Source organism: Sphaerospermopsis reniformis (assembly GCF_005402885.1).
Classification (GTDB): domain Bacteria; phylum Cyanobacteriota; class Cyanobacteriia; order Cyanobacteriales; family Nostocaceae; genus Sphaerospermopsis; species Sphaerospermopsis kisseleviana.
In genome coordinates this window covers 19,799-29,568 of record NZ_BJCE01000046.1, presented here as the reverse complement: position 1 = coordinate 29,568, position 9,770 = coordinate 19,799, and the positions used below count along the sequence as shown (strand labels likewise).

General features: G+C 38.2%; 10 protein-coding genes and 1 pseudogene. 7 read left to right on the top strand and 4 right to left on the bottom strand.

Annotated features, from left to right (window positions below; all coding sequences use genetic code 11):
* Positions 1 to 184, bottom strand: a 184-nt coding sequence (locus FFR48_RS09120) for a helix-turn-helix domain-containing protein (RefSeq protein WP_162501864.1), incomplete at its 3' end; no start/stop codon positions are given.
* A gap of 304 nt (positions 185 to 488) precedes the next feature.
* On the opposite strand from FFR48_RS09120, the gene glpX reads away from it, so the two are divergent.
* Together glpX and FFR48_RS09110 are read left to right on the top strand one after the other, a co-directional pair.
* Complete coding sequence (gene glpX, locus FFR48_RS09115; RefSeq protein WP_137667140.1) at positions 489 to 1,526, top strand: class II fructose-bisphosphatase; 1,038 nt, start codon at positions 489 to 491, stop codon at positions 1,524 to 1,526.
* Between the two features lie 126 nt (positions 1,527 to 1,652).
* Positions 1,653 to 2,939, top strand: coding sequence for a glutamyl-tRNA reductase (locus FFR48_RS09110; RefSeq protein ID WP_096572047.1), 1,287 nt, complete (start codon positions 1,653 to 1,655; stop codon positions 2,937 to 2,939).
* Positions 2,940 to 3,014: 75 nt separating this feature from the next.
* Here the strand turns inward: FFR48_RS09110 and FFR48_RS09105 are convergent, their stop codons facing one another.
* Complete coding sequence (locus FFR48_RS09105) at positions 3,015 to 3,347, bottom strand: ArsR/SmtB family transcription factor (RefSeq protein ID WP_137667139.1); 333 nt, start codon at positions 3,345 to 3,347, stop codon at positions 3,015 to 3,017.
* 92 nt (positions 3,348 to 3,439) lie between these two features.
* On the opposite strand from FFR48_RS09105, the gene FFR48_RS09100 reads away from it, so the two are divergent.
* The 5 genes and pseudogenes from FFR48_RS09100 to FFR48_RS09080 all read left to right on the top strand — a co-directional run bounded on the left by FFR48_RS09100 (position 3,440) and on the right by FFR48_RS09080 (position 7,079).
* On the top strand, positions 3,440 to 4,135 hold the full coding sequence (locus tag FFR48_RS09100; protein ID WP_137667138.1) for an MBL fold metallo-hydrolase: 696 nt from the start codon (positions 3,440 to 3,442) through the stop codon (positions 4,133 to 4,135).
* A 100-nt stretch (positions 4,136 to 4,235) separates the two neighbouring features.
* Positions 4,236 to 4,775 (top strand): rhodanese-like domain-containing protein, encoded by a 540-nt coding sequence (locus tag FFR48_RS09095; protein ID WP_137667137.1) that lies wholly within the window; start codon positions 4,236 to 4,238, stop codon positions 4,773 to 4,775.
* Between the two features lie 170 nt (positions 4,776 to 4,945).
* Positions 4,946 to 5,833, top strand: a pseudogene (locus FFR48_RS09090) (sulfite exporter TauE/SafE family protein).
* 141 nt (positions 5,834 to 5,974) lie between these two features.
* The gene (locus FFR48_RS09085; protein ID WP_137667136.1) at positions 5,975 to 6,766 is read left to right on the top strand and encodes a YdcF family protein; all 792 of its coding nucleotides are present in this window, start codon (positions 5,975 to 5,977) and stop codon (positions 6,764 to 6,766) included.
* Between the two features lie 91 nt (positions 6,767 to 6,857).
* Entirely contained in the window at positions 6,858 to 7,079 is a 222-nt protein-coding gene (locus FFR48_RS09080) for a hypothetical protein (RefSeq protein ID WP_096572041.1), read from the top strand.
* Positions 7,080 to 7,371: 292 nt separating this feature from the next.
* Here FFR48_RS09080 and FFR48_RS09075 read toward each other — a convergent pair whose 3' ends face one another.
* Positions 7,372 to 7,596 carry a ferredoxin-thioredoxin reductase variable chain gene (locus FFR48_RS09075; protein WP_137667135.1) on the bottom strand — a complete coding sequence of 75 codons (225 nt, stop codon included), beginning with the start codon at positions 7,594 to 7,596 and terminating at the stop codon, positions 7,372 to 7,374.
* 85 nt (positions 7,597 to 7,681) lie between these two features.
* The gene (locus FFR48_RS09070; RefSeq protein WP_137667134.1) at positions 7,682 to 9,652 is read right to left on the bottom strand and encodes a PP2C family protein-serine/threonine phosphatase; all 1,971 of its coding nucleotides are present in this window, start codon (positions 9,650 to 9,652) and stop codon (positions 7,682 to 7,684) included.
* Between the last annotated feature and the right edge of the window lie 118 nt (positions 9,653 to 9,770).

The window sequence follows — 9,770 nt, the reverse complement described above, 5'->3', positions numbered from 1 at the left end:
TGTGTAAATCTATGGCTGTGGGAAATTTGATTTTTTCTTCTGGTTGCAGTTTGTTATGTAATAATACCTGTTGACAAAGTGCTAACCCTTGATTCCAAGCGTGTCTGGCTACTCCTGCGTGTTGCGCTAGTAGTAGTCGTTGTTGCTTGTTAACTTTGAGTTGGGTTTTGAATCCTAGTAGCATACAGTGATTTTACTGTAATTCTGTCACAAAGCAAAAGATGACAGGAAATTTTCAGCAAATGTGAGTATTTGTTATTCTTGGTTAAGAAAACAGTAACTAGCTACTAACCTCCTGCCCCCTATTCTTAACTAGCAACTTAGGTTAATACAAAATTACTGCTATTTTCTAGCATTTTGACCACTTGGGATAATTAATAGCAGTAAAACTTAACTTTTTTCTATATGTATCCGTACTTTGGTAGACTTAAAGACTGAAATGGTCAGATAAAAACGACGCTAATATCAGCAACTGAGAGGGCAGTCCTGTGGAAAATACAATTGGTTTAGAGATTATTGAGGTTGTGGAGCAAGCAGCGATCGCCTCTGCAAAGTGGATGGGTAAGGGTGAAAAGAACACTGCTGACCAGGTAGCAGTGGAAGCTATGCGCGAACGCATGAATAAAATCTATATGCGCGGTCGCATTGTGATCGGTGAAGGTGAACGTGATGACGCTCCCATGCTTTACATCGGTGAAGAAGTAGGTATTTGTGCTAATCCCGAAGCTAAAGCACAATGCAATCCTGATGAATTAATTGAAATTGATATCGCTGTTGACCCATGCGAAGGTACTAACTTGGTAGCCTACGGACAACCTGGTTCAATGGCCGTTTTGGCAATTTCTGAAAAAGGTGGTCTGTTTGCTGCTCCTGATTTTTACATGAAGAAGTTAGCAGCACCCCCAGCAGCTAAGGGTAAGGTTGATATCAACAAGTCAGCTACCGAAAACTTGAAGATTCTTTCTGAGTGTTTAGGTCGCTCTATTGAAGAACTGGTAGTAGTTGTGATGAAGCGCGAACGCCACAACGATTTAATCAAAGAAATCCGCGAAGCTGGCGCAAGAGTACAATTAATTTCTGATGGTGACGTAGGTGCAGCTTTATCTTGCGGTTTTGCTGGTACTAACATTCACGCGCTGATGGGTATTGGTGCTGCTCCTGAAGGTGTAATTTCTGCCGCTGCTATGCGTGCTTTAGGCGGTCACTTCCAAGGTCAGTTAATCTATGATCCTGAAGTTGTGAAAACCGGTTTGATCGGTGAAAGCAAACAATCTAACTTAGATCGTCTAGCTTCTATGGGTATCACTGACCCAGATAAGGTTTATGATGCTCATGAATTGGCATCTGGTGAAACTGTTCTCTTTGCTGCTTGTGGTATCACTTCTGGTAATTTGATGCAAGGTGTACGTTTCTTCCACGGTGGTTCTAGAACTCAAAGTTTGGTTATTTCTAGCCAGTCTAAGACTGCTCGCTTTGTAGATACCATTCACATGAATGAGCAACCCAAGATCGTACAACTGCACTAATTTTTGGTGATTGGTGACTGGTGATTGGTGATTGGTGATTGGAAAAATTTATTACCACCCATTACCAATTACCAATTACCCATTACCCATTACAAATTATCCATTTAAGAATTTAAGAAATAAAAGATGAATATTGCAGTGGTGGGGTTAAGCCATAAAACAGCCCCAGTAGAAGTAAGAGAAAAACTCAGTATTCCTGAACCTCAAACCGAAGGTGCGATCGCTCATCTCCTCAGTTATCCCCATATTGATGAGGTGGCTATCCTTAGCACCTGTAACCGTCTAGAAATTTACATTGTTAGCAGTGAAATTACTTACGGTATTCAGGAGGTTACTCAGTTTCTGGCAGAACACAGCAAATTACCTATCATATCTTTGCGTCAACATTTATTTACTTTGATGCACTCTGACGCTGTGACTCATGTGATGCGAGTTGCTGCTGGTTTGGATAGTTTGGTTCTCGGTGAAGGTCAAATTCTGGCTCAGGTGAAAAATACTCACAAACTGGGACAACAATTTAATGGTATAAAAACAACTTTAAATCGCTTATTTAAACAAGCTATCACCGCAGGTAAACGAGTCCGTACAGAAACCAGTATTGGTACTGGTGCAGTTTCTATTAGTTCCGCTGCTGTGGAATTAGCGCAAATTAAGGTAGAAAATTTAGCTCCCTATCGGATCGCTATTCTCGGTGCGGGGAAAATGTCGCGGTTACTTGTACAACACCTAATTTCTAAAGGTGCAACTCGAATTGCTATTGTGAACCGTTCTCGTGAACGTGCGGAAGAATTAGCAAAGCAGTTCTCAGAAGTACCTATTAAAATACATCTGTTACCAGAAATGATATCTGTGGTTTCCCATAGTGATATAGTATTTACTAGCACTTCTTCAACAGAGCCAATTTTGGATCGTGCTAAGTTAGAAATGGTTTTAGATCCTAACCACTCGTTGATGTTATTTGATATTTCTGTACCTAGAAATGTTGATGCAGATGTAAACGATTTGCCAAATGTCCAGGCTTTTAATGTGGATGATTTAAAAGCTGTTGTAGCGCAAAACTACGAAAGTCGTCGTAAAATGGCACAGGAAGCTGAAAAAATCCTAGATGAAGAGGTGGCAGATTTTGATGTGTGGTGGCGGAGTTTAGAAACTGTCTCTACTATCAGTTCTTTGCGGAATAAAGTGGAAAACATCCGCGAGCAAGAATTACAAAAAGCACTTTCTCGCTTAGGGTCAGAATTTGGTGAAAAACACCAAGAAGTGATTGAAGCTCTCACACGAGGAATAGTGAATAAAATTTTACATGATCCCATGGTACAATTACGGTCACAGCAAGATGTTGAAGCTAGACGTAATTGTATGAGAACTCTGCAAATGCTATTTAATTTAGATGCAGAAGAGCAGTTTAGTTAATCAAAGGGAACAGGGAACAGGGAACAGGGAACAGAAAAATCTTTATTCTGACTCCTGACTCCTGACTCCTGACTCCTAAAGTTTGAGTTTCTCTAACTGCTTAGTTTGTTCTTCGAGTCTCACTTGTAGGCGATCGCATACTAAATCACACAATTGAAATAATATCGGATCAGCTATTTCATAAATCACGCTGACTCCTTCGGGTGTTCTTTTGACAATACCCGCTTGAGTTAAAATTTTAAGATGCTTCGATACGTTTGCTTGTCCTAGTCCAGTCTCAGCTATGATTTGGGTTACATTCTTCGCTCCATTTTTTAAACAACACAACACCTGTAACCGACTGACTTCAGATAGCACTTTGAAATATTCTGCAACATGATTAAGAGCGCCCGGAAATATATCTGACATAAAAAACCAAAAAAAATTTTATAAGTTTATATTGACCATTTTACTATATAGTAATAGAATCATATCATTAGGGAAAAAATTCAGGTGTAAATATGTTATTTCGCCAACTTTTTGACAGAGAATCTAGTACATATACTTACTTAATTGCTGACAAGACAACAAAAGCAGCAGTTTTAGTAGATCCGGTGTTGGAACAGGTAGAACGGGATCTAAAGCTAATTGAGGAGTTAGGTTTAACACTACGCTACTGTTTAGAAACTCACATCCATGCAGATCATATCACAGGTACGGGTAAATTACGTGAACTAACTGGATGTTTGGGAGTTGTACCAGCAAATGCACCAGCGAGTTGCGCGGATCAACAAATGCAAGATGGGGAAATTTTACAATTAGATTCTATTGTAATTGAAGCGATCGCCACACCAGGACATACAGATAGTCATCTAGCTTATTTATTAAACAAAGAAAGATTATTAACCGGCGATTCTTTATTAATTCGCGGTTGTGGAAGAACCGATTTTCAAAGTGGTAATGCGGGAATTTTATTTGATGTCATTACCCAAAAAATGTTTACTCTTCCTGATGCAACTTTGGTTTATCCTGGACATGATTATAAAGGTTTTACAGTTTCAACTATTGGGGAAGAAAAGCAATATAATCCTAGATTTAAAGGACATAATCGGGACTGTTTTATTCAATTAATGAATGGGTTAAATTTACCTAATCCGCAAAAAATGATGGCTGCTGTTCCAGCAAATGAAAAGTGTGGAAATGCTATTGCAGTTTAATATTTTAGGGTATTTCTCACCCAGAGGCGCAGAGTACGCAGAGTTTTTAATGGCAGAGTTTTTAATATTTAGTAAATAGGATTTTGAGGAGTTTTGAGAAATGAATACTTCAACTAAACAGGAATTACAATTTGTTGATGCTGCTGGTGTTAAGGAGTTAATAGAAAAACAGCAAGTACATTTAATAGATGTGCGAGAAATTTCAGAATATGCAGGTGAAAATATTCCTGGTTCTCAAGTTTTACCACTTTCTCAATTTCAACCAGAAAAAATCAAATTAGTTCCTGGTAAACAAGTTGTTATTTACTGTCAATCTGGAAATAGATCCAATAAAGCAGCACAAAAATTAATTCAATCTGGGTTTGTAGATTTTTGTCAGTTACAAGGTGGAATTACTGCTTGGAAACAGTCAGGATATCCGACTCAAGTTAATAAAAATGCTCCTATTAGTATTATGCAACAAGTACAAATAGTTGCAGGTTTTTTAGTTTTTATAGGAACTGTGTTAGGTGCTTTTGTTTCTCCCTGGTTTTTAATTTTAAGCGGTTTTGTGGGTGCTGGTTTGGTATTTGCAGGGGTGACAAATACCTGTGCAATGGGTATGTTATTAGCTAAGTTACCTTATAACCAACGTGGTTAATTTTTCTTTGTAATAATTCAGGAGTCAGGAGTCAGAATATTTGTTTGTAGTAGTGAGCTACAAAAGTAAGTTTTTGTATCAATTATCAAGAATAAATCGAAAACTCTAATTCTTAATCCTTTATTCTGTATCCTGAATACTTACCTAAAAATTACGAATTACGAATTATTATGATGTGGATATTAGGACATATTTTAGCAACGGGAATTGGTATTAGTTTAGGTTTAATTGGTGGTGGTGGTTCGGTTTTAGCTTTACCAATTTTAGTTTATGTAATGGGAGTACCAACAAAACCTGCAATTGCTATGACTTTAGTAATTGTAGGTACTGTGAGTTTAATTGGTTTAATTCCTCATTGAAAAAAGGGAAATATTAATTTTAAAAAAGCATTTATTTTCGGTTCTGCTACTATGTTGGGTGCTTTTTTAGGGGCAAAAATTGCAGGTTTACCATTTGTTACTGATAATTTACAAATGCTGCTGTTTGCAATTATGATGCTGATAGCAGCAAGTTTAATGATTAAGAGAAGTTTGCAAAATTCCACTAAATTATCTTCGGAAGATCACTTAGAAAATATCAAAATCGAAGTTTATCAACCTCGTGTTTGTCAGTATTGTTGGTTATGGTTGTTAACTGAAGGTTTAGCTGTGGGAATATTAACAGGTTTAGTGGGAGTTGGAGGAGGTTTTGCGATTGTGCCGGCTTTAGTGATTTTGGGTAAAACACCTATAAAAGAAGCTATTGGTACTTCTTTATTAATTTTAGTTGTTAATGCAATTTCTGGTTTTTTAGGTTATTTAGGACAGGTGGATTTAGATTGGAATTTAATCGTATCTTTTGTGATTTCTGCTAGTTTGGGTAGTTTTTTTGGTGCTTATTTATCTCAATTTATTGATGGTAAAAAATTACAAAAATATTTTGGTTATTTTTTAATAGCTGTAGCGGCTTTTGTATTATTTCAAAATCAAAGTGCTTCTCCAAGAAAAAAATCAGCGTTAAATTGGCAAGATAAAGTAACTATTCTGAATCCTGTACAGACTGCCCAGCGGCATCTATAGTAATAGAAAAAGCTGTTAGAATATTAATTGGTGATAGGTAGATAAACATCATTAAATGTAAAATATAAAGTGGACAGATCCCCGACTTCTTGGAGAAGTCGGGGATCTGGATCTTAATTAACTCCTGAGTTATTCAAAATAATGTTTCTATATCTTTCTAAATTACTACCTCTATTTTTTTATCCTTTGGGATTAGCTTGTGTTAGTTTAATAGTGGCTTTGGTAACTTTGTGGAAACGTCCAAAAATTGCCGCTGTTTGTATTTCCCTATCTTTAACTTTATTATTGGTTTGTGGTAATGCTTGGATGGCTAAAAATCTGGTGCGATCGCTAGAATGGCAAAATATCCCCATGACGGAAATACCCCAAGCTGAAGCTATTGTGGTTTTGGGTGGTGCTACTAAATCAGCGGTTTGGCCTCGTCCGACGGTTGATTTAAGTGAAGCGGGCGATCGCGTGATTTATGCGGCTCAACTCTATCGGCAAAAAAAAGCACCTCTAATTATTTTAAGTGGTGGTCGCATTGATTGGCGTGGTAGCGGTTCTCCAGAATCAGCAGATATGGCTACTATTCTTACATCTTTGGGTATACCAGCCCAAGCGATTATTCAAGAACCTGATTCTTTAAACACCTATCAAAACGCTGTTAATGTGCAGAAAATTCTCGGAGAACGAGGAATTAAAAAAGTATTGTTAGTAACTTCGGCTATGCACACACCGCGATCGCTCAAAATTTTTCAGCGTCAAAATATTGATGTTATTCCTGCACCCACTGATTTTCTTGTTAGTCGGGGTGAGTTGGAAGAATTAACCAGCACTCCCAAAGCCGCTATACTAAATTTATTCCCTGACTCTGATAACTTGAATCAATTTACCAGTGCTTTAAAAGAATATATTGGACGTTTTGTTTATGGTTTGCGGGGTTGGTTGTGAGTGACTGGTGACTGGTGACTGGTGACTGGGAAAAATTCACTAATAACCAATAACTAATAACCAATGACTAATAACTAATGACTAATAACCTATGAGTAAAGAACTACCATATATAGTCCCATCACCTCAGCCGGAAGTTGAGGAAGTGTTTGCAGTTCACCAAACAACTGTAGAATTTTACCACGAAGTTCAGACTCGTTCGGAATTTAAACGTTATTGTGAATGGTATTACACAACCGCAGCCGAAAACCGTAGAGATTTAGAAAAAATGCGCGGCGAACTCAATATTATGGGGTGGTTTTTTCGCCGCTGAGGATTTTTGATTTGATTGAGATAGATTTAGTTTAACAATGGACAATTACAGCAGATTCCATTGCTATGAGGTACAAATTTTAATAATAAAACTCTTGTGGGGTGGGCATCTTGCCCGCCCGTGGTGTACCTCATAACACCAGAAAGTGCTGTAAAAATGGACAATTGACAATTACTTCGCCTTACCTGGAAGTAAGAGGATTGGGAAATAGTAAATTTTTTCTTTTTTTCTTCTGGGAAGGAGAGACTTTGAAGCTTGAATGAAACAATTGTCAATTGTCAATTATCAATTATCAATTGATAACCTCTAATTCATTCTCACGTAAATGAGCTTTAAATTTTTTGCTAAACTGAACTAAAATTGGCAGGTTAGCACTGACAGGTCTGCCTTGCCATTGAGTAACAACAGCAAAAATTTCCCCTTCTGATCCTTTGATGTCAAAACCCTGACCCCGATGCTCAGGATGATGATAAACTATTACCGACTCTTTTACACGAACGCGATCGCCAATATTCATAGTATTATTTATACCTAATTTTCTTGATTACTGAATTGATTGACTTGGTTGATCTTACCATATCTTGACATTCAAGAAATATAGCTTATTGGCGCTGGGGGCAGAATTGTTGTAATTCTGGGGGAAGTTGCTGACACAACCGCCCAAAAGACTGGGGTTGAAGTTGCCACCAAGCAAATAAACCTAAACTTGTACCTCCAACCAACAAAGCTAAAAATCCGCCTAAAACTAAGACCAGTTTACCCCGATTTGCTGCTTTAACAGGAGTAGAAGCTGATTCTTCACTTAGATTCAAATCTATTAAAGCTAGGGAACTCTCTGCTAAATAATCTACTGCTGGTGCTTGCGCTTCAAAGTTTTCTATTTCTGTGCTTGTGATCCCTACTTTCTCTGTTTCTGACGTTTCTAATACTATTGGTACAGGTGTAACAGGTACTAAATGGGCTTGGGAAGTACGGACAACCGTGAGAACAATAGATGTATTATCTTGACCGTTTTTTTCATTTGCCAATTTTACCCAGTTACGTGCTGCATCTTCCACTGTCAGTTTACCTGTTAACAGGGGAATTACATAATTCTGCCAAGATTTTTCTACCCAATCATGATCACTTAAACCATCGGAACATAATAATAAAATCCCGTCTTCTTCCAAAATAAAGCGTTTGATGGCAAATTGTAGAGATTCGGCTTCTTTTGTTCCTAATGCTTGGGTGAGTGCATGGGCGTTAGCTGTTGTGATTGCTTGACGATACAAACTTTGACCAAAACACACTTCCCTGGTTGCCATATCATCATCTATGGTTAGTAGTTGGCAATAGCTGGGAGTAATCCAATAAGCACGACTATCACCAACATTAGCTATATAAAGTTCATGAGTATTTTCTGATTCCCATCCTGTATTGGTGACTATACGTTGCGGTAATTGTATGGACATGACTAACGTGGTGGCCATGCGTTCTCTACCTTGGCGGTTTTGTTCGTCGTTGCGTGACCAGATCATATTATTTACTACCCGCAAACTAGCCGCTAGTTGTTGCTGCAACAAATCTGGGGGGACAATTTCTGTTTGTTCGGCTACATCTTGTAACCAAGCACGGATTTGTAATTTTAATGACTGAACTGCCAGTTGACTGGCAACTTCGCCACCTTCATGTCCGTCAATACCATCACAAACTACTGATAGATGCTGGTTTAAATAGTTGTCTATTTTATCAGTAGCATTAGGGAAACAACTGTCCTCATTGTGTTTCATCACAAGACCTGCATCTGTAAACCCAGCAACTTTCACCATTAATGGTAATTCTGCTGCTGATGCTAGTAATAATTGATTAAGTTGATGGCTAATGGTAGTAAAATCTACTTCACCTTGGCACATCTGCTGGATGATATTACTTAAACCAGGGGCTATTTCGGCTTTTGCTACCAGTACCCATGAGTGCCAAGATTGCCCTAAGTGCTGCAAGGTAAGTGTTTCTGTTGTTTGGTATAGTTCTAGTAATTTGATACACCAACCTTGAACGAGTATGTTATTTGGTGATAGTAAGCTTGCAGCTACTCCCAGTTCTGATAAGGGTTTCCACAGTTGGAGAATTTGCCATAGCCAGTATAATTGTCTAACTGCTTTTGCTTCTTCCCATACTTCGGTAATGATGGGGTAGAGATTGCCTTTTGTATCTATAGGTGCATTTTCTAATAAGAGAATATCATTTGTGTCTTCTGTGTCTTCGGTTGTAGAAGTTGTAAATCCGTAGGGTTGGGGGATGTGTAACTTTTGTGGATATAATTTTAGGTAGGGGATAACTGTCGGTGGCAGTTCTGATGGTATTTCTGGTGGTTTTCCTGGTTGGGTATCTAGCCAAATTTGCTGTGTAATTACCTCATATCTGTCGGCAATTTTTGTTTCCGGGGGTATGTTGGCTGCGTTTGTGCCGATCGCCCACAGATAGCGGTAAACTATGGGTGTTTGGCAATTTTTACAAGTGCGATCGCCTAGATTATTAATGGGTTTTTCACAGTCGGGATTGATACAATGAATTATCCGTTCAGTAGAAATCATAAATGTATAAACTAAGGAGTTAGGAGTCAGGAGTCGTAGGGGCGAAGCGTTCGGAAAACAACCTTGGACAAAAATTAATAATTTATCACCCGAATGCTGATGCTTCCAGCACGCTTCG

Bases quoted from the DNA above. Each gene is read 5' to 3' on its own strand.
- FFR48_RS09110 (WP_096572047.1), top strand. From the start codon at position 1,653: ATGAATATTGCAGTGGTGGGGTTAAGCCATAAAACAGCCCCAGTAGAA.
- FFR48_RS09105 (WP_137667139.1), bottom strand. From the start codon at position 3,347: ATGTCAGATATATTTCCGGGCGCTCTTAATCATGTTGCAGAATATTTC.
- FFR48_RS09100 (WP_137667138.1), top strand. From the start codon at position 3,440: ATGTTATTTCGCCAACTTTTTGACAGAGAATCTAGTACATATACTTAC.
- FFR48_RS09095 (WP_137667137.1), top strand. From the start codon at position 4,236: ATGAATACTTCAACTAAACAGGAATTACAATTTGTTGATGCTGCTGGT.
- FFR48_RS09085 (WP_137667136.1), top strand. From the start codon at position 5,975: ATGTTTCTATATCTTTCTAAATTACTACCTCTATTTTTTTATCCTTTG.
- FFR48_RS09080 (WP_096572041.1), top strand. From the start codon at position 6,858: ATGAGTAAAGAACTACCATATATAGTCCCATCACCTCAGCCGGAAGTT.
- FFR48_RS09075 (WP_137667135.1), bottom strand. From the start codon at position 7,596: ATGAATATTGGCGATCGCGTTCGTGTAAAAGAGTCGGTAATAGTTTAT.
- FFR48_RS09070 (WP_137667134.1), bottom strand. From the start codon at position 9,652: ATGATTTCTACTGAACGGATAATTCATTGTATCAATCCCGACTGTGAA.